26 protein-coding genes are annotated in these 25,118 nt (G+C 65.8%); 10 read left to right on the forward strand and 16 right to left on the reverse strand.

The features are described from left to right. Positions 1-50: 50 nt before the first annotated feature. Complete coding sequence (locus tag M1D44_RS00920; protein WP_024977799.1) at positions 51-791, forward strand: hypothetical protein; 741 nt, start codon at positions 51-53, stop codon at positions 789-791. A gap of 121 nt (positions 792-912) precedes the next feature. Next, positions 913-1,083, forward strand: coding sequence for a hypothetical protein (locus M1D44_RS00925; RefSeq protein WP_024977798.1), 171 nt, complete (start codon positions 913-915; stop codon positions 1,081-1,083). Between the two features lie 22 nt (positions 1,084-1,105). On the opposite strand, the gene M1D44_RS00930 is transcribed toward M1D44_RS00925, so the two are convergent. From M1D44_RS00930 to hemA, 6 genes are all read right to left on the reverse strand, one after another. Next, positions 1,106-1,729: a UbiX family flavin prenyltransferase gene (locus tag M1D44_RS00930; RefSeq protein ID WP_316854364.1), complete on the reverse strand. Its 624-nt coding sequence runs from the start codon at positions 1,727-1,729 to the stop codon at positions 1,106-1,108. A 19-nt stretch (positions 1,730-1,748) separates the two neighbouring features. After that, on the reverse strand, positions 1,749-2,060 hold the full coding sequence (gene grxD / locus M1D44_RS00935; protein WP_024977796.1) for a Grx4 family monothiol glutaredoxin: 312 nt from the start codon (positions 2,058-2,060) through the stop codon (positions 1,749-1,751). Between the two features lie 68 nt (positions 2,061-2,128). Continuing rightward, positions 2,129-3,031 (reverse strand): peptide chain release factor N(5)-glutamine methyltransferase, encoded by a 903-nt coding sequence (prmC, locus tag M1D44_RS00940; RefSeq protein WP_316854365.1) that lies wholly within the window; start codon positions 3,029-3,031, stop codon positions 2,129-2,131. 97 nt (positions 3,032-3,128) lie between these two features. Further along, on the reverse strand, positions 3,129-3,497 hold the full coding sequence (locus M1D44_RS00945; RefSeq protein ID WP_024977794.1) for a hypothetical protein: 369 nt from the start codon (positions 3,495-3,497) through the stop codon (positions 3,129-3,131). 182 nt (positions 3,498-3,679) lie between these two features. Beyond that, a complete protein-coding gene (gene prfA / locus M1D44_RS00950; protein WP_012436504.1) occupies positions 3,680-4,762 on the reverse strand; it encodes a peptide chain release factor 1 in 1,083 nt (360 codons plus the stop codon). 108 nt (positions 4,763-4,870) lie between these two features. Continuing rightward, on the reverse strand, positions 4,871-6,178 hold the full coding sequence (gene hemA, locus M1D44_RS00955; RefSeq protein ID WP_316854366.1) for a glutamyl-tRNA reductase: 1,308 nt from the start codon (positions 6,176-6,178) through the stop codon (positions 4,871-4,873). A gap of 222 nt (positions 6,179-6,400) precedes the next feature. Here hemA and M1D44_RS00960 point away from each other — a divergent pair, with 222 nt between their 5' ends. Further along, complete coding sequence (locus M1D44_RS00960; RefSeq protein ID WP_316854367.1) at positions 6,401-6,643, forward strand: GlsB/YeaQ/YmgE family stress response membrane protein; 243 nt, start codon at positions 6,401-6,403, stop codon at positions 6,641-6,643. Between the two features lie 31 nt (positions 6,644-6,674). Here the strand turns inward: M1D44_RS00960 and M1D44_RS00965 are convergent, their stop codons facing one another. The 5 genes from M1D44_RS00965 to M1D44_RS00985 form a co-directional block, all read right to left on the reverse strand. Next, complete coding sequence (locus M1D44_RS00965) at positions 6,675-8,633, reverse strand: hybrid sensor histidine kinase/response regulator (protein WP_316854368.1); 1,959 nt, start codon at positions 8,631-8,633, stop codon at positions 6,675-6,677. Positions 8,634-8,659: 26 nt separating this feature from the next. Continuing rightward, on the reverse strand, positions 8,660-9,127 hold the full coding sequence (locus M1D44_RS00970; RefSeq protein WP_024972795.1) for a response regulator: 468 nt from the start codon (positions 9,125-9,127) through the stop codon (positions 8,660-8,662). Between the two features lie 26 nt (positions 9,128-9,153). Further along, a complete protein-coding gene (locus tag M1D44_RS00975; protein ID WP_439004691.1) occupies positions 9,154-11,442 on the reverse strand; it encodes an ATP-binding protein in 2,289 nt (762 codons plus the stop codon). Positions 11,443-11,781: 339 nt separating this feature from the next. Continuing rightward, positions 11,782-12,876 (reverse strand): redox-regulated ATPase YchF, encoded by a 1,095-nt coding sequence (gene ychF / locus M1D44_RS00980; RefSeq protein ID WP_024977789.1) that lies wholly within the window; start codon positions 12,874-12,876, stop codon positions 11,782-11,784. Positions 12,877-12,994: 118 nt separating this feature from the next. After that, a complete protein-coding gene (locus M1D44_RS00985) occupies positions 12,995-13,888 on the reverse strand; it encodes a DMT family transporter (protein WP_112183505.1) in 894 nt (297 codons plus the stop codon). 412 nt (positions 13,889-14,300) lie between these two features. Between M1D44_RS00985 and M1D44_RS00990 the strand changes: the two genes are divergently transcribed. Further along, positions 14,301-14,678, forward strand: coding sequence for a flagellar protein FliT (locus tag M1D44_RS00990; protein ID WP_316684585.1), 378 nt, complete (start codon positions 14,301-14,303; stop codon positions 14,676-14,678). A 31-nt stretch (positions 14,679-14,709) separates the two neighbouring features. On the opposite strand, the gene M1D44_RS00995 is transcribed toward M1D44_RS00990, so the two are convergent. From M1D44_RS00995 to M1D44_RS01005, 3 genes are read right to left on the reverse strand one after another with little or no spacing between them, the layout of a single operon-like run. Further along, a complete protein-coding gene (locus tag M1D44_RS00995) occupies positions 14,710-15,183 on the reverse strand; it encodes a lytic transglycosylase domain-containing protein (protein WP_316854370.1) in 474 nt (157 codons plus the stop codon). Between the two features lie 24 nt (positions 15,184-15,207). Continuing rightward, positions 15,208-15,546 carry a hypothetical protein gene (locus tag M1D44_RS01000; RefSeq protein WP_024977785.1) on the reverse strand — a complete coding sequence of 113 codons (339 nt, stop codon included), beginning with the start codon at positions 15,544-15,546 and terminating at the stop codon, positions 15,208-15,210. 10 nt (positions 15,547-15,556) lie between these two features. Beyond that, a complete protein-coding gene (locus M1D44_RS01005; protein ID WP_316854378.1) occupies positions 15,557-15,871 on the reverse strand; it encodes a hypothetical protein in 315 nt (104 codons plus the stop codon). Between M1D44_RS01005 and M1D44_RS01010 the strand changes: the two genes are divergently transcribed. The 6 genes from M1D44_RS01010 to M1D44_RS01035 all read left to right on the forward strand — a co-directional run bounded on the left by M1D44_RS01010 (position 15,816) and on the right by M1D44_RS01035 (position 23,655). Continuing rightward, on the forward strand, positions 15,816-16,172 hold the full coding sequence (locus M1D44_RS01010; RefSeq protein WP_316684598.1) for a hypothetical protein: 357 nt from the start codon (positions 15,816-15,818) through the stop codon (positions 16,170-16,172). The two genes, M1D44_RS01005 and M1D44_RS01010, sit on opposite strands and share 56 nt — an antisense overlap. Before the next feature lie 140 nt (positions 16,173-16,312). After that, a complete protein-coding gene (locus M1D44_RS01015) occupies positions 16,313-17,608 on the forward strand; it encodes a UbiH/UbiF family hydroxylase (RefSeq protein WP_316684586.1) in 1,296 nt (431 codons plus the stop codon). 46 nt (positions 17,609-17,654) lie between these two features. Continuing rightward, the gene (locus tag M1D44_RS01020) at positions 17,655-18,401 is read left to right on the forward strand and encodes a DsbC family protein (protein WP_024977782.1); all 747 of its coding nucleotides are present in this window, start codon (positions 17,655-17,657) and stop codon (positions 18,399-18,401) included. 78 nt (positions 18,402-18,479) lie between these two features. Further along, on the forward strand, positions 18,480-19,496 hold the full coding sequence (gene acuI, locus M1D44_RS01025; RefSeq protein ID WP_316684587.1) for an acrylyl-CoA reductase (NADPH): 1,017 nt from the start codon (positions 18,480-18,482) through the stop codon (positions 19,494-19,496). Positions 19,497-19,563: 67 nt separating this feature from the next. Then, on the forward strand, positions 19,564-21,420 hold the full coding sequence (locus tag M1D44_RS01030) for a M61 family metallopeptidase (RefSeq protein WP_316854379.1): 1,857 nt from the start codon (positions 19,564-19,566) through the stop codon (positions 21,418-21,420). Between the two features lie 18 nt (positions 21,421-21,438). Beyond that, positions 21,439-23,655 (forward strand): FUSC family protein, encoded by a 2,217-nt coding sequence (locus M1D44_RS01035; protein WP_112183518.1) that lies wholly within the window; start codon positions 21,439-21,441, stop codon positions 23,653-23,655. Positions 23,656-23,667: 12 nt separating this feature from the next. Here M1D44_RS01035 and M1D44_RS01040 read toward each other — a convergent pair whose 3' ends face one another. Further along, positions 23,668-24,459, reverse strand: coding sequence for a uracil-DNA glycosylase (locus M1D44_RS01040; RefSeq protein WP_316854372.1), 792 nt, complete (start codon positions 24,457-24,459; stop codon positions 23,668-23,670). Beyond that, positions 24,456-25,115, reverse strand: coding sequence for a CYTH domain-containing protein (locus M1D44_RS01045; RefSeq protein ID WP_316854373.1), 660 nt, complete (start codon positions 25,113-25,115; stop codon positions 24,456-24,458). The genes M1D44_RS01040 and M1D44_RS01045 overlap by 4 nt, the downstream gene beginning before the upstream one ends. Between the last annotated feature and the right edge of the window lie 3 nt (positions 25,116-25,118).

The following is a 25,118-nucleotide window of genomic DNA, read 5'->3' on the forward strand; positions in this document are numbered from 1 at the left end:
CCGCGATTCCCGCGTGGCACACTCTCGGCTCTTTCCTCCATGGAGTTCGCATGACCTGCTGGACGCGACGCGCCACGGCAACCGCCGCGCTTGCCTTTTCGACCTCGTTGCTCGCGCCTGGGGCGTTTGCCGCACCTGCAGCCAAGGCGGCTCCCAAGGCTGCAGCACCAGCTAAGGCAGTGCGCGATCCCGGCGACGTAGCGGTGCTGCTCGATGCCTTCCCGCTCGGCAAGCCGCTGCGCAAGCTGCCCTCGTGCGAAGACGTACGCGCGAATGGCGGCAAGGATGTCGCCGAATATTGCTCCGACGCGCTTGAATCGCATGGCCGCACGCGCTCGCTGGGCGTGCCTCAGGCATCGCGCCCCGAGTTGATGGATGGGCCGCAGGCTGTGCTCCTGATTGACCAGGATGGCAACATCGCCGGCATGTTCGTGCCGACGCGCGGCGTCGATACCGAGCAGCGCGTCTTCCAGGCCCTGTCCGATCGCTACGGCAAGCCCGCGCAGGAAGGCAAGGCGCCACTCAAGCTCAAGTCTGGCAAAACGGTCGATTCGCTGCGTGCACGCTGGGCAGGCCATCAGACCATCATCACGATGTACGCGATTCCCGAAGAGCCGCAGAACGGCACGGTGGAATTCCTTTGGGCGCCGCGTGCCGGGGCGGTCATGGACCAGATGCGTGCGGAAGTCGATCCGAATGCGCCCAAGCCGGCTGCTGCGTCCGGTGTGGCGGCTTCGGCACCCGCCGCGACGGCCAAGCCCTCTCCAGGCAAACCGACGCCTAAGCAGTGAGCTTACGGACACACGTTCGTAGTTTTCGGTTACACCGCTTACACCCGCATGACGCCGGCGTCGCTCGCCTCGGCTTATAACGTCCACATGGCTCCACTAGCGGGGCCGAAGGACGCTAATCATGAAAATCGTGGCTCTGGCCTTGTTGGCCGCGACGCTTGGGGGTTGTGCGGTGTATCCGGCACCGGTGGCCGTGGCCCCTGCGCCGGTCTATGTCGCACCGGCTTATCCGGCCTATTACGGCGGTTATTGGGGTGGACCGTCGGTGTACTTCAATTACCGCCACCGCTGATCGGCAGTTGGCTGATCTGCGTCTAGTCCGTTGAACGCCAGCCCGGCCAGCCCGGCGCCAACGTCTGCGGCAAGCCAAGCAGGTCCAGCACGCGCCCGACCGTGTGGTCGACCAAGTCGTCGATCGTCTTGGGGCGCTGGTAGAAGCCCGGCACGGGCGGGAACACGATTCCGCCCATCTCTGTAACGGCCGTCATGTTGCGCAGGTGCGCCAGATTCAACGGCGTTTCGCGCACCATCAGAATGAGGCGGCGACGCTCTTTGAGCGTGACGTCGGCCGCGCGGGCAATGAGGTTGTCCGACAGGCCGTGCGCAACGGCCGCCAGCGTCTTCATCGAGCAGGGCGCCACCACCATCGCTTCCGCCGCAAACGAGCCGCTGGCAATGGTCGCCCCGATATCGCGCACGTTATGCACGACGAGCGCCAGCGCTTCTACTTCTTCGCGTGCCATGTGCAGCTCGTGCTGCACGTTCATCAGCCCTGCGGGCGACATCAGCAGGTGCGATTCCACCCCCGCTGATTCACGCAGGCCCTGCAGAACCTGCAGCAGCCGCACACCGTAGATTGCCCCCGACGCCCCCGTGATGGCCACGATGATGCGGCGCACAGGTGGCGTTTGGGTCGCTGCGTTCAGGGTTGAGGTCACGCTGAAACGAGAACGGAGCTCAAGCAGCCAGCAGCGGCTGCAGTTCGCCGCTCTGGTACATCTCCATCATGATGTCCGAACCGCCGATGAATTCGCCCTTGACGTAGAGCTGCGGAATGGTCGGCCAGTTGGCGTAGTCCTTGATGCCCTGGCGGATTTCATCGTCTTCCAGCACGTTGACGGTGTGCGGCCGGTCTACGCCGCAGGCCTTCAGGATCTGGATGGCGCGACCCGAGAAGCCGCACATCGGGAATTGCGCCGTGCCCTTCATGAAGAGGACGACGGGGTGGCCTTTGACGATCTGGTCGATCTTTTCGTGTGTGGTGCTCATGGGGAGACTCGATTTGGTGAGGGGCGGCAGCTGGGTGTCCGAGCTGACATCCACATTGGAAAACCTGTCTATTTTAGCGAGGAACGCGCACCGGCGTTTTGATCCAGCCATTGCCCGCCGCTACAGCGGTCGTGGCCGGCCAGGTCTTGCGCCGTGAAGACGTTGGCGAAGCCCGCGCCGCTCAACAGTGCACGCACGGGTTCGCTCTGGTCGTAGCCGTGTTCGACCAGCAGCCATCCCCCGGAGACGAGCCGCGCAGGCGCCCCTGCGATGATGCTGCGCAGGTGGCGCAGGCCGTCATCGTGGTCAGTGAGGGCGCTGGCGGGCTCGAAGCGCAGGTCGCCCTGGTCGAGGTGCGCGTCGGTGGCGGCGATGTAGGGCGGGTTGCTGGCGATCAAGTCGAAGGCGGCCGGCGCATCGGCTTCGGCCAGCGCGCCATACCAGTCGCCCAGCGCAGGCCGGACGTTCGTGGCACCCAGCGCTTCGGCGTTGTCGATCGCCACGGCCAGCGCGTCGGCGGAGGCATCGGTGGCCCATACGCGCGCGTCGCGCCGTGCCAGCGCAATCGTGATGGCGATGATGCCGCTGCCCGTGCCCATGTCGAGCACGGCCGGCGCATCGTGTTCTTCCAGACGGTCCAGCGCCTGTTCGACCAGCAATTCGGTATCGGGCCGCGGAATCAGCACGGCTGGCGTCACCTTGAACGTGCGGCCGAAGAATTCACGTTCGCCCAGCAGATAGGCCATCGGCTCGCCAGCCAGCCGGCGTGTGGCGAGTTCGCTGATCCGCGTGCGCGCGGCTACGTCGATGGCGCAGGTGTCTTGCGTGATGAGTTGCACGCGCGACAGGCCCGTCACGTGCGAGACCAGCATCCGTGCTTCCAGCGCAGGCAAGCCGGCGCCTGACAGCACTGCCAGCGCGTCGGACACGCGAGCCAGGGTTTCGGGCGAAATGACGGGAGCAGACGACACGGCAACAGGCCAGCAGCGAAGATCGGGCGCACAAAATAACACGGGCCCGGCCGAAGTGGCGCGGGCCCGCGAGCGGGTCGGTGCGGTTAAGCAGCGTTTATTGCTTGGTCGCGTCCTTGACCTTGTTGGCCGCTTCCTTTGTGGCGTCAGCGGTTTTGTCGGCTGCAACCTTGGCGGCATCGGCCGTCTTGTCGGCCGCGGTTTTGGCGGCATCCTTGGCCTGGGCCAGCGCGCCCGATGCAGAGACCTGCGCATCCGACGCCGCTTGTGAAAGTTCCACCTTGGCGGCGTCGGCGGCCTTGCTCACGGCGGTGCCGGCGTTGTCGAGCGCCTGTTTGGCGGCGTCCTTCGATTGCTCCATCGCGCTCTTGGCGGCTTGGTCGGTGGCGTCGTCTTTCTTGCCGCAGGCGGCCAGACCGAGTGCGAGGGAGGTGGCGACAGTGATGGCCAGCAGTTGGGTACGCATTGCGATTCTCCTAATCGTGATGTTGCCGCGCTTGTTGGTGAGTGCTTGCCGGATGCGACCGGCGATGCACTCGGCGTGATCGAGATCGATTATAGGAACGCGAGGCCGGCGCGCCATCGCGCAAAGCTGTATCAAACGCAAGCGGATGTTACGGAGAGCGCGCTTTTTTAACGATTGGGCGATCAGGCGTCTTCGCCCAGCGCTGCGAGTTGTTCCGCCTGATGCTCAGCCGCCAATGCGCCCACAAGTTCGTCGATGTCGCCGTCCATGATCGCGTCGATCTTGTACAGCGTCAGGTTGATGCGGTGATCGGTCACGCGGCCTTGCGGGAAGTTGTACGTGCGGATGCGGTCGGAGCGATCGCCCGAGCCGATCAGGCTCTTGCGGGCGCTGGCTTCCTTGGCTTGCGCTTCGCGCTCCTGGCGATCCTTCAGGCGCGCAGCCAGGACTTGCATGGCGCGGTCTTTGTTGCGGTGCTGGCTGCGGTCATCCTGGCATTCCACCACCAGACCGGTTGGCAAGTGGGTAATGCGCACGGCGGAATCCGTCTTGTTGATGTGCTGGCCGCCCGCGCCGGATGCGCGGAATGTATCGATGCGCAAATCCGCCGGGTTGATCTGGATGTCGGCCAGCGCATCGGCTTCCGGCATGACCGCCACGGTGCAGGCCGACGTATGGATGCGCCCCTGCGCCTCGGTGGCCGGCACGCGCTGCACGCGGTGGCCGCCAGATTCGAACTTCAGGCGCGAGTACGCGCCTTCGCCCACCAGCCGCGCAATCACTTCCTTGTAGCCGCCAAGGTCTGATGGCGATTCGCTCACGATCTCGACTTGCCAGCGCTGCCGTTCGGCGTAGCGCGTGTACATGCGCAGCAAGTCGCCGGCAAAGAGTGCGGATTCATCGCCGCCCGTCCCGGCGCGGATTTCCACGAAGATGTTGCGATGGTCGTTCGGGTCTTTGGGCAGCAGCAGGCGTTGCAGTTCGCCTTCGAGGGATTCCATGCGCTCACGCGCGGCGCGGAGTTCGTCTTCGGCAAACGCCTTCATGTCCGGATCGGCCGCCAGTTCCTGCGCGGTGGCGATGTCTTCCTCGGCCTGCTTCCACGCGGCAAATTGTGCGACCACGGGCTCCAGCTCGGCGTGCTCGCGCGTGAGCTTGCGGTATTGGTCGAGGTTGGCGGTGGCGTCTTCACGCGCGAGCAGCGCGTTGATTTCGACGATGCGCTCGGCCAGTTGGTCGAGCTTGGACAGCATGCTGGGCTTCATTCGGGCAGTCGCGGTGGGAAACGCTGGAAGCGAAGGCGGCGCATGATACCGCGCCAGAAGTTGCGTGCCGGAGTGAAAACATGCGGCGCGCGTGTGATGCGCTGGCCGCTAGCGCTCGGAGTGGCTGGACTGGCGGAACAACGCCGGCAGCAGGTCGATGAGCTGTTCGCGGCCTTCGCCCTGCGTGTGGTTGAGCGCATGCGTCGGGCCGTGGAGGAATTTCTTGGTCAGCGCTTGCGACAGCGCTTCGAGCACCAGCGCCGGATCATCGCCGCGCGCAAGCATGCGCTGGGCGCGTTCCAGTTCACCCTGGCGCAGCGTTTCGGCCTGCGTATGCAGATCGCGGATGATGGGCACCACGCTGCGCGCATCGAGCCAGTGCATGAAGTTCAGCACGCGCGTGTCGATGATGGCTTCGGCCTGCGCCACGGCGGCCTGCCGCAGCGCGTTGCCTTCGCGCACGATGGCGCCCAGGTCGTCCACGGTGTAGAGGAATACGTCGGACAGACGCGCGACTTCGGGTTCGATGTCACGCGGCACGGCCAGGTCGACCATGAACATCGGGCGGTGGCGGCGCTGCTTGATGGCGCGCTCCACGGCTCCCAGGCCGATGATGGGCAGCGTGCTGGCGGTGCACGAAACAACGATGTCGAACTCAGCGAGCTTGGTCGGCAGTTCGGCCAGGCGCACGGCGCGGGCGTTCAGGCCCTGGTTCGACAGCGATTCGGCGAGCTTCTCGCCGCGTTCCAGCGTGCGGTTGGCGATCACCACCTCGCGTGGCGTCTGCGCGGCGAAGTGCGTGGCGCACAGCTCGATCATCTCACCGGCGCCGATGAACAATACGCGCTGATCGGCGATCGATTCGAAGATGCGTTGCGCCAGGCGTACAGCGGCAGCGGCCATCGACACGGAATGCGCGCCGATCTCTGTCGTGCCGCGCACTTCCTTGGCCACCGCAAAGGTGCGCTGGAATAGCTGATTCAGGTACGTGCCCAGGGCGCCCGCTTCGGTGGCGGTGCGCACGGCGTCTTTCATCTGGCCGAGGATCTGCGTCTCACCCAGCACCATGGAATCGAGCCCGCTGGCCACGCGAAACGCGTGGCGCACCGCGAGCGATTGCCCGAGCGAATACACATGGGGCGCGAGTTCGCCGGGATCGATGTTGTGGTGCTGTGCCAGCCAGCGAATCGCATGCTCGTGCGCGGTCTGCTCGGGCAAGTTGCCGTCGGTGGCGCAGTAGATTTCAGTGCGATTACAGGTGGAAAGGATGGCAGCTTCGGCCGTGCTTCTGAGGTGCGGCAGGTGCTGGCGCAGCGTGCCCAGCGCGGGCTTGAGCTGCTCGAGCGGAAACGCCACCTTCTCGCGCAGGGAAAGCGGCGCAGTGTGGTGGTTGATTCCGAGCGTCAGCAACTGCATGTGGGGCGGCCGGTTAAATGGGGACGGCACGAATTTTGAGCACTCTGGATTATAACGCCCGGCCCCCGGATGAGCAGGACCCAGGTCAAATCTGGTGGTGTGTGTGAATGAATGTCGGTTATTCGTCACGCGCCGCGCGGTGGGTCAGCGTGGCCTTCTGCAGCGTCCTGCGCTAAGGTACGCGTCCAGTTGAATCGCTCAAGGGCAATACGGAGAACAGGCATGGGGTGGATCGGGCCGCTGTGGATCGGGCTGGCGGTGGGCGTCGCGGCGCATTGGCTGCATCCCGCAGGCAAACGCCTGGGGTGGTTGGCTGCGCTGGTGACGGGCGGGATTGGTGCGTTGTTCGGTTACTACAGCGGCCAGTTCGCCCACCTCTATGCCGATGGGCAGATCATGGCCTGGACGGCCGCCGTAGTGGGCGCCATGCTGCTGCCCGCCGCGTGGGGCCTGTTGCGCCGCTAGGGGCGAGTGTCCTGCGGCGTTCTGGCGCGGTTCAGCCCGCGCCCACGCCGGCAGTGCGCGCATCGCGCGCGGCCAGATAGCCGGCCATCAGCGTTTCCAGCCGCTTGAAGTCCACGGGTTTGGTCAGGTGATCCGTAAAGCCCGCGTCGCGGCAGCGGGCGATGTCTTCTTCCATGCCGTAGCCCGTAATCGCAATCGACGGTGCGGCTTGCCGCTCGGCAAAAACTCGCACCACGTCCAGGCCGCTGCCGTCTGGCAGGCCAATATCGCTGATCAGCAGATCGAACGTGCCAGATTCAGCGGCTTGCATGGCCGTGCGGGCGCCATTGGCTACGGCGACGCTGTGGCCGAGGATTTCCAGCATCTGCGACATGGCTTCGGCTGTATCGGCGTTGTCTTCCACCAGCAGTACGTGCAGGCCGCGCGTCGGTTGGGCGCGTGGCGAGGGCGGCGAGGGCGGTGTCTCGAGCTGCACCATCTCGGTGGCCAGGGGCAGAGTGAGCGTGAATGTGGCACCCTCGTGGCGGCCGGCGCTCTCGGCAATCAGCGAGCCTTCATGCTTCTGCACCAGCGCGTAGGCAATCGCCAGGCCTAGGCCCAGCCCGCCAAAGCGCTGCGTGATCGATGCATCGGCCTGCTCGAACGCCGAGAAGATACGCGGCAGTGCGTCGAGCTCAATGCCGATGCCGTTGTCCTTCACCGCCGCGGCCACGGTGGCGGGCGACGGGTTCCAGACGCGCACCTCAATGGCGCCGCCTTCTGGCGTGAACTTGACGGCGTTGCGTACCAGGTTCCAGATCACCTGCTGGATGCGTGCGCCGTCGGCATACAGCCGGCTGCGGCCCGCCTCGAAGCGCGTCTTGAGCGACAGCCGCTTGGCCTGCATGTCGTTGCGCGACATCTCCAGCGTGCTCTCCAGCAGCGGATACAAATCGACCAGCGCAAAGCTCACCGCCAGCTTGCCGCGTGCAATGCCGGTGATGTCGAGCAGGTCGTCGATCAGGCGCGCTTCCAGCTCGGCATTTCGGCGCACGACTTCCAGCTGTGCGACTACATACGCCGGCAAATCCTGGCGCAGTTCCAGCAGGTGCACGGCGGTCAGGATTGGCGTGAGTGGCGTGCGCAGTTCGTGCGAGAGCACGGCCAGGAAGTGGTCCTTGGCGTGATTGGCGGTCTCGGCTTCTTCCTTTGCACGGCGCAGGGCGTCGGCCGCGATGCGCTCTTCCGTGGAGTCGCGGATGATCTTGGAGAAGCCGACCAGTTGCCCGGTCTCGTTGTGGATGGCGGTGACCACGCTCGATGCGTAGAACGGCGTGCCGTCCTTGCGCAGCATCCAGCGGTCGTCGGTGAGGCTGCCTTCGCGGCGCGCGCGTTCGAGCTTGCGCTGGAATTCACCGGCCTCGCGCGCAGCCTGCGGATACAGAATCTCGGCCGACTTGCCGAGGATGTCCTCGCGCGCATAGCCGAGAATGCTGCGCGACGCCGCGTTCCAGGTGCGCACGATGCCCTGCGGGTCTAGCGAGAGCACAGCGTGCTCCTTGAGCGCGTTGATCAGCAGGCGAAAGTGCGTTTCCGCTTCCCGCAGGGCGGCTTCGGCAGCGATGCGCTGGCGGCGTTCGGCGGCTTCGGCCAGCGCGCGCAACAGCACCACGGGCAGGCGCTGCAGGCGCTGCTTGATGACGTAATCGGTGGCGCCGCGCTTGAGCATGTCCACCGCGTGCTCTTCGCCCAGCGCACCCGATACGAAGATGAACGGCGTTTGCGGCGCCATGCGACGCGCAATGTCGAGCGCTTCCGCACCCGTGAACTGCGGCAGCATGTAGTCGGCCAGGATGGCGTCGAAGGTCCGTGTGCTGAGCTGGGCGATGAAGTCGGACTCGTTGTCGACCAGCGTGGTGTCGGCCTGTAGGTTGGCGGTTTCCAGCCGTGCGCGCGTCAGTTCTGCGTCGAGCGGATTGTCTTCGACTAGCAGCAGTTGCAGATTGGGCATGGGGGCGAATGCTCCGGATGGGGCGGCTAGCTCGCCGGCAGCAACGTGCGGCGCGCCCGGGTGGAGCCGGGCGGCGGTTCGTTGAGCACCGCCCAGAACACGCCCAGGTCGGCAATCGCATCGACAAACGCACGGAACTCCACCGGTTTGACCACATAGGCGTTGACGCCCAGCTCGTAGCTGCGCAGCAGGTCGGTTTCTTCGCGCGACGAGGTGAGCATGACCACCGGCAGGCTCTTGAGCGCGGGCGTGGCGCGAATCTCGGCCAGCACTTCCAGGCCGTCGACCTTCGGCAGCTTCAAGTCGAGCAGCACCACGGCCGGGTTGCCCGGTACGCGTTGCGCGTAAAGATTGCGCGCGTGCAGGTAATCCAGCGCTTCAGCGCCGTCTCGGGTGACGACCACATCGTTGGCAAGCTGGCTGCGTTCCAACGCCAGCAAGGTCAGCTCGAGGTCGTTTGGGTTGTCTTCGACGAGCAGGATGGGTTTGAGCATGGTGACAATGAACGTGGAAAGAACGATCAGGCATCGCGAGTCATGGGTGTGCGCTGGCCCGCCCCGGATGCCACCTGCGGGTCGGGCGTGCGCGGCAGCGCGAAGTAGAACGTCGCGCCGCGGTCAAGCTCGCCCTCGGCCCAGGTGCGGCCGCCATGGCGATCGATGATGCGCCGCACATTGGCCAGGCCGATGCCGGTGCCCTCGAACTCGTCCATGCGATGCAGCCGCTGGAACACGCCGAACAGCTTGGCCACGTATTCCATCGAGAAACCCACGCCGTTGTCGGCAATGCGCACGATGGTTTCTGCGTCGGTCTGTTCGGCGTCGATATGGATGCGTGCCGGATCACGGTCACGCGTGTATTTGATGGCGTTGGAGAGCAGATTGCGCATCGCCAGCTGCAGGAATGCCGGGTCGGCGCGCACCACGGGCAACGCGGCGATGTTCCACTCGATATGGCGGCGCCCCTGGTCTAACGTCAGGTCCCGCACGACGCCGCGCACGAGCTGGGCGAGGTCGACATCGGTCAGGTGAAGCGCGCCCCGGCCCATCTGCGAGAAGGTGAGCAGATCGTCGACCAGCTTGCCCGCAAAGCGCGACGACTCCGAGATCGTCTGCAGAAAGTGCCGCCCGCGCGCCGAGACGTGCTCACCCTCCATCTCGTCGAGCAGTTCGGCATAGCCGGCAATGTGTCGCAGCGGGGCGCGCAAGTCATGTGAAACGGAATACGAGAACGCTTCCAGCTCGTGATTGGCGCGGCGCAGCTCACTCGTCAATTCGGCGGCTTCTTCAGCGCGGCGCAGCACGATGTTGAGCACGGCGTAGCGGAACTCCGCGGCGGTTTCCACTTCGCTCGTGCGCCACGGGCGTGAGGTGTGCGCGATCTGCTCTTGCCAATGGCGCGTGCGACCGAGCATGTGCCCGGTTGCGTGGTCGGTGGCCTGGTCCGGTGCGTCCCCCGCCCAGCGTACGGTGTGGGGAGTTTCTGGGCGGAACCACAGCACGTAGTGGCGATGCAGTTGCGAAACCTGCACGGCCAGCACGCCGCTGGCCTGGGGCCGCAGCGCGGCGCCGTCCGGATAGGTGGTGGCCAGGCGGTCGGTGTGGAAGACCTCGCCGGGGTGCTCATTGGCCAGCCATTCGGTCAGGCGCACGATGCTGTCTTCGTCAGGCGCGGCACCGATGCGCACGCACTCGCCCTGGCGCACGATGGCGGCGCCGCTGGCCGAGGCAAAGCGCAGCAGATCGGCGGGATGTTCGATCAGGCCTTCGTGGAAATGGTCGCGATCGGCCATCGCGGCCAGCAGGCGCACCAGGATGCGTCGCAGTTCCAGCCGGTGGGCGATCTCGGCGCGGTCTTCCTTCGCTTCGATCTGCAGCGACAGAATCTGTGCGAGGTGTTCACATGCCGTGCGCACTTCAAACGACAACGAACAGGGCGTCGCATGGTGGCATGCGATCAAGCCCCACAGGTTCCCGCGCACCGTAAGCGCCAGCGTGAGCGAGGCCTTCGCGCCCATGCGGCGCATGGTTTCGCGCTGCGCCTCGGACGCCGCGCGCAAGGCAGCGTACGTCAGATCAGTCGTGCGCCCCGTGGACGGATGCAGCGGGGGCACCAGCCCCACCGGCGTGTCGTCGACGTCTGCCACGAGCCGCAAGGGGTTGTGGCTATACAGGCTGCGCAGTTCGGGCGTCATGCCGGCGTCCGACAGGTGCGTGCCCACCAGCGTGTCATAGGCCTTGTCGCGCGCTTCGGCCAGTGCCTGCAAGGAGCCATCGCGGTCAATGCGGTAGATCGTGACGCGGCCAAAGCGGGTAAGGCGGCGGACTTCGCGGGCGGCGAGGTCCGTCAGCGCATCGACCGTGCCGACGGCTTGCAGGCTGGCGATGAAGGTGCGCACCAGCGGGTACATTGATGCAAACGCGCCGTCGGCCGCATGCACCGCGGGTTCCAGCTCCAAGATCAGAGTGCGCTTGTGCCGGTGCATCACCGCGTCGAGCGCGTGGCCGTGCGGCGTCTGCAGCGTGCCGATATACAGCGGTTGGCCGTCGATGCTGTGTGTGCCCAGGGCGCGCTCCAGCAACTTGCGGCCGGCGGTGCTGATCACACGGTCGACGGGGGCCTGCAGCGCAGTGGCCAGTGGCGTACCCAGCGCGGCCTGCAGGTTTTCACTCGCCTGGTGGATGCGTAAATCGGGTTCGGACAGGCACAGCAACACCCCGCGCGACTGGATGGCAGCGTGGCTGCCGATGCCGGGCGAGGCGTCGATGTCGTCAACTACGGACAAGGGCGGAGGCGATTGCGAACTCATGGCGTTGGGCGAGTGCGCCGCCCCGAAGGCCTTGGCTGAATGCCTGGCGGGGGCGGCGGGCTGCCCCGGGCGGAAGCGGCCTGCCGGGGTTCAGCGTATCCGCTGTGCGCTACGCAAGCGACGTGCCCGACACGCGAAAACGGCATGACGATGCGCCCGGTGGAGCACTGAAGCCGCGTCATCGGTCCTTCCCGCATGTAAAAAAGTGATGCTGGGCCGCCTCAACGTTACAAGGCTGGACGGTACCCGGGCGGGCCTGTTACCCAGGCTTGCATACTCGCGTCCCCATGAAAAAAGCCCCGCAATTACTGCGGGGCTTTTTCGTTGTGCTTGTGCTGATCAGACGTTGAACAGGAAGTGCAGCACATCGCCGTCCTTGACGATGTATTCCTTGCCTTCGGCGCGCATCTTGCCAGCTTCCTTGGCGCCTTGTTCACCCTTGAACTGGATGAAATCATCGTACGAAATCGTCTGGGCGCGGATGAAGCCGCGTTCGAAGTCGGTGTGGATGGCCGCAGCGGCGCGCGGGGCCGTGTCGCCGATGTGGATCGTCCAGGCGCGCACTTCCTTCACGCCGGCGGTGAAGTAGGTTTGCAGGCCGAGCAACTTGAAGGCCGCGCGGATCACGCGGTTCAGGCCGGGTTCGTCCATGCCGATGTCGGCCAGGAATTCAGCCTTGTCAGCGTCATCCAGATCCGCGATTTCGGCTTCGATGGCAGCGCAGACGGCCACCACCGGCGAATTCGTCTGCGCGGCGTAGTTGCGCACGGCGTCCAGGTGCGGGTTGTTCTCGAAGCCGTCTTCGCGCACGTTGGCGACGTACATGGTCGGCTTGGCGGTAATCAGGCACAGCGGCTTGATGGTTGCCCACTCGTCGTCGGTCAGGTTCAGGCCACGCACGGGTTTGGCTTCGTCCAGCACCTTCTGTGCTTTTTCCAGCACCGCGACCAGCTTGGCGGCTTCCTTGTCGTTGCCCGACTTGGCGGCCTTGGTGTAGCGCTGCAGTGCCTTTTCAACCGTGGCCAGGTCAGCGAGGGCCAGTTCGGTGTTGATGACCTCGATGTCGGCGATCGGGTCGACCTTGCCTGCGACGTGGATCACGTTTTCATCTTCGAAACAGCGCACCACGTGCGTGATGGCATCTGTCTCGCGGATGTTGGCCAGGAACTGGTTGCCCAGGCCTTCACCCTTGGAGGCGCCCGCCACCAGGCCCGCAATGTCGACGAACTCGACCACCGCCGGCAGCACCCGCTCGGGCTTGACGATGTCGGCCAGCGCTTGCAGGCGGACGTCCGGCACTTCCACCACGCCTACGTTGGGCTCGATCGTGCAGAACGGGTAGTTCTCGGCAGCGATGCCGGCTTTGGTCAGGGCATTGAACAGGGTCGACTTGCCGACGTTCGGCAGACCAACGATGCCGCATTGGAGGCTCATGGTGAAAAAGGCTCTAAATCAAGGGGTTGCGTGACGCGGGGGAGGCGGCAGCACAGCGGAATCCGGGCTGTGCGCGTCGTTCACGGAAAGGCGTGATTGTAACCGCTCCGGATGGCGTCTAGCCCTGGGATGCCGCTTCGGCGCGCTTGCGCTGCGTGCGGCTGGCCAGCACCAGGGCAATGCCGCCGAGGATGGCGGCGGAGGCGGCAGCCAGACGCGGTGTCAGCGGCTCCGCCAGGAACAGCACCGCGCCGAACGCCGCAATGGGCGGCACCGACAGTTGCACCGCCGCCGCACGGATCGCCGACAGCCCTTTGAGCGCGGCGTACCAGATCACATAGCCGATGCCCGAAGTGAGCGCGCCGGAGGCGAGCGCGAGCAGGATACCGGCCGGGCTGGCGTGTGCGCGGCCATACAGCAACAGGCTCAGCGCAAGCGCCATGGGCGCGGCGCGCAGGAAGTTGCCGGCAGTGGCAGCCAGCGGATTGTCGAGCCCGCGCCCGCGCAGGGAATACACGCCCCAGGCGATGCCCGCCACCGTCATCAACGCGGCACCCAGCGGCGTCGGCGCTGTCACGCCGGGCGATACGAGATAGACGAGCCCACCTGCCGCCAGCGCAAAACCCGCCCAACCAAGGGCCTCGAACCGTTCGCCGGCACGCAGGCCAGCCGCCAGCATGGTGAGCTGCACCGCGCCAAACAGAATCAGCGCGCCGGTGCCTGCGCTCAGCGTCAGATACGCAAACGAGAAGAACGCGACGTAGAGGAACAACATCGTCGCGGCAGCCCAATCAGCACGCGCTGGCGGCGCCCGCCCCGCGCTCGCCCGCGCAAGGACGGCCAGCACGACGGCGCCCGACACCAACCGGATGCTGGAAAAGCTCGCCGCGTCGATGGCAGCGTGCTGCAACGCCAGCCGGCACAGCAACGAGTTCGACGCGAACGCCACCATGGTGATGCTGGTGAGCAGTACCGTGCGCAGGGCGGGGTGCCCGTCGTTCGTCTGGTCCATGTGAGTTCTCATGCGATGGGCAATCGGCGCGCCAGAGATGCCTGGCCAGGGAATGTCGACGTGATTCACGTGTCCAATTCTTCGGGCGACAGACCGCGCGGGAGCGGCGCGATGTCCTCATTCTAGAAGGCGCCTTCGGTCAGACAAGGCGCCTCCCGGCTGCATGGGCGAGCGGGGTGACGGCGTTACGGGCCCTGTTACGCGTTACGTTCCAGAAACGTAACAACTTCGCTTGAGGCGGCGGCTTTTCGGGCCCGCGATGCCTGCCACCAGATGCCCTCCGTATCCTGCGAGGCCAGGCCGGCAAAGGCTTGAGCGCCGTTTCCGCGCGAGCTGGAGACGGCTGCGGCCCGCCGGGCATGCCTATTGCACTGGCTTCCCGCAAACAACACGTTTGATTCTGGAGCACAGCATGTCCTGGACCGTCGCCACCGCCGCCCGCCCGATCCATACGGTTTCCGACAGCGCCGGCCTGTTTGCCTGCTACGAGGCCATCGCGAGCCTGTCCGAAGACATGGTGGATGCTGCCGAACGCGGCGATTGGGACGAAGTGAGCTTGCTTGAGCGCGAATGCGCGGCCCACATGGAGCGCCTGGGCCACGGCCTGCGCCCGGCCTTGTCGCACGAAGAAGCGCAACGCAAGCGCGACCTGATGATGCGCATTCTGGCCAACGACGCCCGTGTGCGTGCGCTGGTCTGCCCGCGTCAGGATGAACTGATGCGCTTGGTGAGCGGCGAGCGCCGTGCCATTGGCGCACGTCAGGCGTACGCCGCCGTCTCGTATTACTGAGCGGCAGAGCGGTTCGGAGGCCGGACCCGATTCAGCGGTCGGCCCGCAATTCTCCCCACGACATCAGCACCCGCTGGATGCTGCGCGCATAGGCATCGCGGTGGAGAGGCGTTTCCGAGTGATACGCGCCGATGGCCCGCCACGTGTTTCCATGGCGAACCATCTTTTGCTTGAGCAGCCATGCCGCCACGAACACGTTGACGCAGGCGTCGGTCAGCGCACGGCGCGGCACGCCGTAGCGGGCCAGCGTACTGAAGTGGATCGAGTTGATCTGCGCCTGGCCGATGTCGACCGAGCCATCGGCGTTGCGGTGGACAGCGCCCGCATCGCCCTTCGATTCAAACCACACGATCGCGCGCAGCACCGTCGGGTTGACGCCCTGATAGGCGCCGGCCTGCTCGAAGCAATCGCCCGAGGCGGCGTGCGCAGCAACGCTGGAGGCGGCCAGCACAAGCGCCGCGCCAAGGCGGCTGCAGTTCAAGCGAAGAGGGCGGGCGAGGGGCATGACGGCTCCGACGGCGATCGTTGGTTACTTCTGCAGGGCCACTTCAAGCTGCCGCTCGATACCGGCCAGATACGTATGCGATGCCTCCGACACCACCATGCGCGGCACCGGCTCGGTCGCCTTGCGCCACTGCGTGGTCACAACCTTGCGCTTGCCGCCGCGCGTGTGTACGGCGGGCGCGGCTTCGATTTCGGCACCGCCGCCGGGCGGTAGCATCGCCAGCGAGGGCAGGGGCGGATAGACGCGGTCGGGCGCTGCGGCCGTCGCCGGCATCAATGCGTCGGGCGGTGCGGCAAGGGTCGATGCGGCCGGTATCGCCAACAGGCCAACGGTGAGCGGGAAAAGCAGATGGTGCATACGCATGACGGTCCTCTTAATCCTGCGTGCGGATCGTCACGCTGTAGGGCTGGCTGGCGCTGACGGTCAGGTTTTCCAGGCGGACGTAGCCGGCGCGCTGCGCGGGCACGCCGTTCCACAGCGCCTGGTTCAGATAACGGAAATCCTGCGCCAGCGCGGCTACCTGGATCGTCGCCGGGCGTTTCTGCGCTGCGGCCAACGCGCCGGCCTTGGTCAGCACGGCGGTCAGTTGCGGGTCATGCGCGCCCAGTGCATCGGGCGGGATGGCGAAGGTCATGACTTCGCCCGTGGGCGCGGTGCGGGCCACCGGGGGCGGCGTCTGGGCAGGCATTTGCGCGCAGCCGGCCAGTGCCAGCAGCGCGGCCAGCCTCAGCGATGCGGCGGAGCGTTCGGAAAAAGTCCACATGGCGATGAGGAATGCGTGGATCGGACCCGCACTGTATCGGCCGGCCGCGCCCGTCAAAACGTCGAATTACCCGGCTTTTATCGTCCATCCCGATGGATGGCTTGAGGGGTCGATCCAAGGTGAAAACGGCATCACATTGCGGGTTTGTGTGCAGGCGACGTGTTTGGCACATATGCGGCGCAAACGCCATATCAAGCCGATGAATATGCGCGGTACGCTGCAATAGGCGGGGGTGATGCGAACGTCTTGCCAGACCGGTGGTGCGCGTAAACACCGAGCCGGGATGCCACGGCGCAAAGTGTCGGCCGTGACACTTTTGCGCGGCCACAAGGCTGGAACACCCCCCGCCGCTATAATCGGCGCACCATGAATACACCCGCGTTTTCCTCTTCCAAGGCTGCGCCCAAAGAGGCAGCGCCTTACCACTTGGCCGTGGTGGGCGGCGGCATCGTCGGGCGCGCCTGTGCGCTGCGGCTGGCGCAGATCGGCTTGCGCATTGCGCATATCGCGCCGCCCGCGCCAGCCTCCGCACCGTCGGGGCCGGATGCCTGGGATGCGCGTGTCTACGCGTTCTCGTCCAGCTCCCAGGCGCTGCTGGAGCAGTTGCGCATCTGGCCGGCGCTCGACATGACGCGCGTGCAGCCTGTGCACGACATGCGGATCTTCGGCGACGACGCTGCCGCACGCGGCGAGCACGCCCACCCCGACCTGCATTTTTCCGCCTACGCAGCCGGCACGCCGCAACTGGCGTGGATTGCTGAATCGTCGCTGGTCGAGCGCGCACTGGAAACCGCACTGCGCTTCGCCCACACGGTGCAGACCTTCCCGCACGCCGCCACCGGCTTCGAAATGGAAGCCGATGCCGTGCGGCTGACGCTGGCCGACGGGCAGACGATCCGCGCGGAATGCGTGATCGGCGCCGACGGCAAGAATTCGTGGGTGCGCCAGCAGGCCGGCATCCAGGCTGAAGCGAAGCCGTATCGGCAGCTTGGCGTGGTCGCCAACTTCCAGGCCGAGCGCTGGCATCAGGACACCGCGTGGCAATGGTTCCTCGGTGCATCCGCCGAGCAGGCCGCCGCGGCGGATGACACCGCCCCGTTGCGCGGCGAGATCCTCGCGATGCTGCCGTTGCCAGATCGGCGCGTGTCGATGGTGTGGTCCGCCAGCGAAGACCACGCCCGCGAGCTGCTCGCGCTGTCGCCGGAGGCGCTGTGCCGCGCCGTGGAAGCCGCGGCCGGTGGCGCCATCGCCGCACGCTTTGGACGCCTATCGAACATCACGCCTGCGCAGGGCTTCCCGCTCGTGCTGCAACACGCCAGCCGGGCGGTCGCGCCGCGTGTGGCGCTGGTGGGCGATGCAGCCCATGTGATTCATCCGCTGGCCGGGCAGGGCATGAACCTCGGGCTTAGGGATGTGTCCGAAATTGGCCGGGTGATGGCGGAACGTGAAACCATGCGCGATCATGGCGATCTGAGGTTGCTGCGCCGTTACGAGCGCGCCCGCCGCGAAGACCTGCTTTCGCTCACGGCCGCCACCGATGGTCTGCACAAACTGTTCGCCCTGCCGGGCGCGCTGCCCCGTACGGTACGCAACGCGGGGATGCGCATGGTGGGTATGACACCATTTATCAAACGCTTGTTGATCAAGCACGCACTCGGCTGAGACAGTCTCAGTGGGTTTGTGGTTTTTCGGGGTTCCAGGAGTCGTTATGTCGTTTCGTATTCGGGTGGCGGCCATCGCCTCTGCGGTGGCCGTGGCAGCCATTGGCGCGGGCTATGTGTTGAGCGCCGGTGCTGCCGAGCCCGCATTGGACAAGGTCAAGGCCACGGTACAGAAGGCCCTGGGCCCGAACGTGGAGATCAAAAGCGTCACCAAGTCGCCGCTGGCTGGCCTGTACGAAATCAACCTCGGCAGCCAGGTCGTCTACAGCGACGCCACCGGCCGCTACGTGCTCAACGGCGACCTGCTTGATACGCAGACCGCTACCAACCTCACGCAAGAGCACCTGGCTGAGCTGAATCGCGTGAAGTGGTCCGACTTGCCGCTGGACCGCGCTGTGAAATGGGTCAAGGGCAACGGCGCACGCAAGATCGCCGTGTTCTCCGATCCGAACTGCCCTTACTGCCACAAGCTGGAGCAGATGCTCACGCAGGTCGACAACATCACGGTCTACACCTTCCTGTTCCCGATCCTGTCGGAAGACTCGAACACCAAGGCCAAGCAGATCTGGTGTTCGGCTGACCGCGCCAAGGCCTGGCGCGACTGGATGACCGCCAAGACCGCCCCGGGCGGCGCCGGTACCTGCGACACACCGCTCGAAGCCAACCTGAAGCTTGGCCAGCAGCTCAACGTGACCGGCACGCCGGCCATCATCTTCCCGGATGGCACCCGTGCCCCTGGCCTGATCGATGCGGCCACGCTGGAGCGCAAGTTCGCCGCGCTCAAGAAGTCTTAATTCGCACGAAGGAAGCGCCGGTAGATCCGGCGCTTTTTCTTTGGGCGCTTGCATTCACCTCACCCTCGGAGACTTGGCATGTCGTTTCGCGCGCTGATGCTGGAAAAGCAGGATGGCGGGCCGCTGGCCCACATCGTCGACCTCGATGACGCGGCGTTGTCCACGCCCGAAGCGCTTGCCAACGACGTGACCGCTGGCGACGTGCTGATTCGCGTGGACTGGTCGACCATCAATTACAAGGACGGCCTGGCCATCACCGGTAAGGGCCCCGTCGTGCGCAAATGGCCAATGGTGGCCGGTATCGACGGCGCGGGAGTGGTGCTCGATTCCTCGCACCCGGACTGGAGGACGGGCGATTCGGTCGTGCTCAACGGCTGGGGCGTCGGCGAGGCGCACTGGGGTTGCCTTGCGCAGCGGGCGCGGCTTTCCGGCGATTGGCTGGTGGCATTGCCGGCGGGGCTTGATGCGCGGCAGGCCATGGCGATCGGCACGGCAGGCTACACGGCGATGCTGTCCGTGCTGGCGCTGGAGCGCGCCGGCGTGAAACCGGGCGACGGCGAGGTGCTGGTGACCGGCGCGTCGGGCGGCGTGGGCTCGATCGCCATCGCGCTGCTCGGCAAACTGGGTTACCGCGTGGTGGCGTCCACCGGCAAGACGAGCGAGGCCGATTTCCTGCAGGCGCTGGGTGCAGCAGAAGTGATCGACCGCGCCGAGCTTTCCGCCCCTGGCAAGCCACTGCAGAAGGAGCGCTGGGCCGCGGTGGTCGATTCGGTAGGCTCGCACACGCTGGTCAACGCGTGCGCACAAGTGCGCTACGGCGGTGTCGTCACGGCGTGCGGGCTTGCGCAGGGAATGGATTTTCCGGCGACCGTCGCGCCGTTCATCCTCCGCGGCGTAACGCTGTACGGGATCGACAGCGTGATGGCACCGCGTGCGTTGCGCCAGACCGCGTGGCAGCGCCTGGCCGCCGATCTGCTGCCCGATCGCCTGGCTGCCATCACGCGCGAAGTGTCGCTCTCGGAGGCCATTGACGCTGCACACGACATCATGGCCGGCAAGATGCGTGGGCGCGTCGTGGTCGACGTCAACCGATAGGCTGGCAGGCCGGTTTGCGGACGATTTGCCTTCGGCAGCATGGGACGGCAACGCTACAATGTCCGCCATGAAGCCGATCCGCTACACCATCGCCCCCGCCGCGCCCGAGGCGCACGTTTTCACCGTCACCGTCACGGTTGACGCGCCTGACAGCCAAGGCCAGCGCTTTTCGCTGCCGGCGTGGATTCCGGGCAGCTACATGATCCGCGAGTTCGCACGCAACATCGTGCGGATCGAGGCATCGTCGGCTGACAGGCCGGTGCGCCTGACCAAGGTTGACAAGCACACGTGGTGGGCCGCCCCGTGCAGCGGGCCGCTGACGGTTTCATACGACGTCTATGCGTGGGACTTGTCAGTGCGCGCCGCGCATCTGGACGCCACGCACGGCTTCTTCAACGGCACGTCGGTATTCCTGCGTGTGGAAGGCGCGGATGACCAGCGTTGCCTGGTCGATATCCAGCCGCCCGCCGGAGACGGCTACCGGGGCTGGCGCGTGGCCACCGCGCTGCGCGAGGCCACTGGCCGCGTCCAGGGCAAGGCTGGCGCCAAGCGCTACGGCTTCGGCTGGTACGAAGCGGCGGACTACGACGAACTGATCGACCACCCGGTCGAGATGGGCACGTTCGAGCTGGTGTCGTTCGAGGCCTGCGGCGCGCAGCACGACGCCGTCTTTACCGGCCGCGTGCCGAATCTCGATCTGGAACGCATTGCCCGCGACTTCAAGCGCATCTGCGAAGCGCAGATCCGCCTGTTCGAGCCGCACACCGCTACGGCGCCGTTCCTCGACAGCAACCGCCGCTACGTCTTCATGACGATGGTTACCACCGACGGCTACGGCGGCCTGGAACATCGCGCCAGCACCGCATTGATGTGCGCGCGCAACGACCTGCCCGTGACCGGCCGCGATGAGACCACCGAGGGCTATCGCACCTTCCTTGGCCTTGTCAGCCACGAGTATTTCCACACCTGGAACGTCAAGCGCATCAAGCCGGCCACCTTCGTGCCATACGCGCTCGACCGCGAGGTCCACACACCGCTGCTGTGGCTGTTTGAAGGGTTCACCAGCTACTACGACGACCTGATGCTGGTGCGCTCGGGCCTGATCTCTGAAGCGCAGTATCTGGAGATGCTCGGCAAGACGTGGAATGGCGTGCTGCGCGGCAGCGGCCGCCTGAAGCAGAGCGTGGCCGAAAGCTCGTTCGATGCGTGGACGAAGTACTACCGCCAGGACGAAAACGCACCCAACGCCATCGTCAGCTACTACACCAAGGGCTCCCTGGTGGCGCTGGCGCTCGACCTCACGATCCGCACGCAGACCCACGGCGAACGTTCGCTCGACGACGTGATGCGCGCCCTGTGGGTGACGTACGGCCGCGATTTCTATGCCGCCGGTCACACGCAGCGCGGCGTGACCGAAGCCGGACTGATCAGCCTGATGGAAGAAACCACCGGTGTACGCCTGCGCACGCTGGTGCGCCAGTTGAGCGAAGGCCGTGAGGACCCGCCGCTGCCCGCGCTCTTCAAGGCGATGGGCGTGAGCGCCACGCGCAAGGCCGCCGATACGGCGCTCGCGCTGGGCGTCAAGACCGCCGCCGAGAACGGCTTCGTCAAGCTGCAGCAGGTCTTCGACGGCAGCCCGGCGCAGCGCGGTGGTTTGTCCGCCGGCGATCTGATCGTTGCAGTGGACGGCCTGCGTGTGCCGGCGGGCCAGCTCGACAAGACGCTCACGCGCCATCGCGCCGGCGATACCGTGCCGGTACACGTGTTCCGCCGCGACGAACTGATGACGCTGAACGTGACGCTCGCCGCCGATACCACGCCGCAGTTCACGCTGGCGCTGGCCACCGAGCCTTCGCCGCTGCGTTCGGCGTGGCTGGGCAAGCGGGCGGCAGCGCGCAAGGTGGCGCGCGGCAAGTCGGCCTGACGCGCGCCGCCTGCTCCGATGGATTACGTCCACGATCCACGCACCTTTCTCTACAGCCATTACGTCTCGCGCGGCATCCGCACTGCCACGGGCGTGATCGGCCTGACGCTGCTCGCACTGCTGGTGATGGACTTGCAGGGCGCGATGGTGGTGTCGATCGGCGCGCTGTGCACGAGCCTCATGGATTTGCCCAGCCCGCTGCGGCACAAGTTCAACGAGATGATGGCGTGCGTGCTGCTGACGACCGCCGTCACCTTTCTCGTGGCGGTGGTGACGCCGTACGCGATCCTGCCGGTGGTGATCGTGGTGGTGAGCTTCCTGGCGGGGCTCATGGTGGCGTACGGCAACAAGACGATGCCGCTGCAGTTTGCGGCGCTGTTCGTCATGACGCTCACCTTTACCGAAGAATTCGCTTTCCGCGAAGCGGTGGAACACACCCTGCAGTTCTTCCTCGGCGCCATCGGCTACATGGCCTTTGCGATGGCGGTGGCATGGGGCCAGCGGCGGCGCATCAAAGAGCAGGTGCTGGCCGAATGCCTGTACGAACTGGCCGTGTACGTGGAATGCAAAGCCGGCTTTTACGACGCATCCAAGGATTTCGACGAGCAGTTCAATGCGCTCGTGCGCCAGCAGATTTCGGTGGCCGACAAGCAGCAGGTGGCACGCGATTTTGTCTTCCGCGATAACCGTACCTCCAGCGACGGGCGCCTCGTGCAGATCCACATGCGGATGCTCGACATTTATGAGTACCTGCTGTCGTCCAACACCGATTACACCGTGCTGCGCCAATGGCTGGCCGATGCCGAGGTGCTGCGTCTGCTGCGCGAGCTGATCGAGCGCATGCGCCTGGACATCGAAGGCGTCGCCTATGCCGTCGGGCGTGATCGGCCATCGCCCACGCCGATGTCGTACGACTACGAGATGGCCGCCATCGAGGCTGCGCTGCTTGATCTACAGCGAAACCACCATGGTGTGCCCATCGAAGCCATCGCTGCGCTGGAGGAATCGGTGGCCACGGTGCGCGGCGCGATCCGCCTGATGGCGCAGTTGCATGCCGCCACCGACACGCAGGTCGAACCGTCGCAGGTGCTGCTGCGCCCGGACATGACGCCGTTCCTCACACGCCAGAAATACGAACTGCGGCTGGTGCTGGAAGAACTGACGTGGCGGTCTCCGGTGTTGCGCTTTGCGCTGCGCATCTCGATGGCGGTGGCCGCCGGGTTGTGGATTGCCGACCACCTGCCTTATGCGTCGCACGGCTACTGGGTGTTGCTGACCATTGTCGTGATCCTCAAGCCGACGTTTAGCATGACGCGCCAGCGCAATTTCGATCGTGTGCTCGGCACGCTCATCGGCTGCGTGATCGCGGCCGTGATTCTGCGCTTCACCCATTCGACGTGGATCCTGATGGGCGTGCTGTACCTGTCGACAGCGGCCAGCGCGGCGTTCGTCACCGTGCGCTACCGCTACACGGCCATTGCGGCGTGCGTGCAGGTGCTTATCCAGATCAACCTGCTGCTGCCGGGCAGCAAGGGCGCCATTGGTGAACGGCTGGTCGATACGCTGATCGGGGCCGCCATCGCCACCGCCTTCAGCTATGTGCTGCCAGCCTGGGAATATCGCAACCTGCCCAAGCTGGTGGACGACGTGCTGCGCACCAACCGGCGCTTTATTGAAGCCGCGCGCGAGCTGCTGCTCGGCACGCTCAAGGATGACTTTGCCTATCGTGTGCAGCGCAAGCAGTACATGGAATCGCTCACGGGGCTGATCTCAGCCTTTGCGCGCATGCTGGACGAGCCCAAGAGCCGCCACCGCGCCGTCGACAACCTGAACCGCTTCATCGTTCAGAACTACCTGGTGGCCGCCCATGTGGCGGCGGTGCGCATCTTGATGCGTCAGCGCGCGCAGGAACTGGACGAGGCCGACACCCGCGCGCTGGTCGAGCAAACGGCAGAGGCCGCGCTCGAAAGCCTGGCGCGCGCCAAGGAGCGTTTCGACCAGGCTGTGCATGAAGGCGGTTGGGGCGTGCGTCCGCGCGATACGCAAGAATTGGGCGCTGCGGATTTCGCCGATAAATCCGCCCGTTCCCGCATGGTTGATGCGGCAGCAGAATCGGATTCGCTATCGGCGATGCACTTGCTGGAGCGGCGCCTGCAGGCGCTGCGGGCCGACACGGCCAAGATCGCGCTGCGTTGTGGAGCGCTGGGGCGGGCACTGCGGGCGTCGAGGGATTAGACGGCCCGCACCTCAGTCCACCTGCGGCTTCAACCAATCAATTGCTGGCTGGTCTTGCGCCGCTAGCCAATCATTGGCCGTCTTGAAATGCCCGCACCCCAGAAACCCGCGATGCGCTGATAGCGGCGACGGGTGCGGCGCCTCCAGTACCAGATGCCCGTCCGACAGCAGCGCGCGCTTGGCTTGCGCGTGGCTGCCCCACAGCATGAACACGCGCTTGTGGCCGACGCGCGCGAGCTGCTCCAGCAGGCAATCGGTGATGCGTTCCCAGCCGCGCTTGGCGTGGCTGGCGGCTTGGCCTTGTTCAACGGTGAGGACGGTGTTGAGCAACAGCACACCTTGCCGTGACCAGCCCTCCAGGTTGCCCGAAGTGTTGGGAAGCTTCCCGCCGAATTCGGCTTCGATTTCCTTGTAGATGTTGCGCAGGCTCGGCGGCACGCGCACGCCGGCCGGCACCGAAAACGCCAGTCCATGCGCCTGCGGAATCTCGCGGCCATCGACGGTGCCCGTGCCGTGATACGGATCCTGACCGAGGATGACGACGCGCACATCGTCCACCGATGTCAGGTGCAACGCGCGGAAGACATCCGTCGGAAAAATCGGCTTGCCCGCCGCCCGCTCGCCATCAACAAAGGCGCACAACTCTGGCCAGTTGGTCTGCGCGATGCAAGGCGTGAGGAGCGCCTTCCAATCGGCGGGCAGGGCGTCGAACTGCTGGGCCAGCGGGGTGAAACTCACGGCGGTCGTGTCTGCTGCGGGTTCGTCGAAGAGGGCGGCTTGCGCCGGATCGGCGCGTCGCGTCACGCTTGGCCTCCGATGGTTTTTGCGCGCAACTGGTAGCCGCGTTGCGCCTTGCTGATGTCCAGCGGCATGAGTCCGGTCACAGCGGCGTGCAGCGTCTCGGTCCAGGCACGTAGTCGCTCGGCAATTGCGTCTTCGCTGAGCGCGCTGCCGGCTGTCGGCTTCCACTCCAGTTCGAGTTCGTCGATCGGCTCGCGTGCTTGCGTGCCGGGGATGAGGATGGCGCCGGCGTCCAGTGCAATCTCGATCTCGCCGCCCTCGGCACGCACATGCCACAGGCGGCGCGTGAAATCGGTGCGGAACAGCGGGGCGAGCGCAGCCGCGTGTGGCCGAACATAATCAGCAGCCTCAGCGGCGTTGTTGGCGACGAAGGCATCGACGGACAGCGCATCGTTCTGTAGCGGCACCTCCCATTCGTGGCGGGCGCTCAAACCGGACGTACTCACTGCTGCGGTCTTCAGCGTTTGCAGCCATTGGCTGCCCTGACGGCGCACGCGCAGCGCGGCACGGTTGCGTGCCAGCGCCTGGTCGGCCGTGTCGTAGTAGACGTTTCCCAATTCCACCGAGCCGGCCGCCTGCGCATGGGCGTCCAGCCACCCGACCAGGGTGTCGTGCGCGCCGGCCGATACGGCCAGCTTCAGTTCAATCTCGCGGGCCATCGA

This window comes from Ralstonia sp. SA306 (assembly GCF_054792405.1).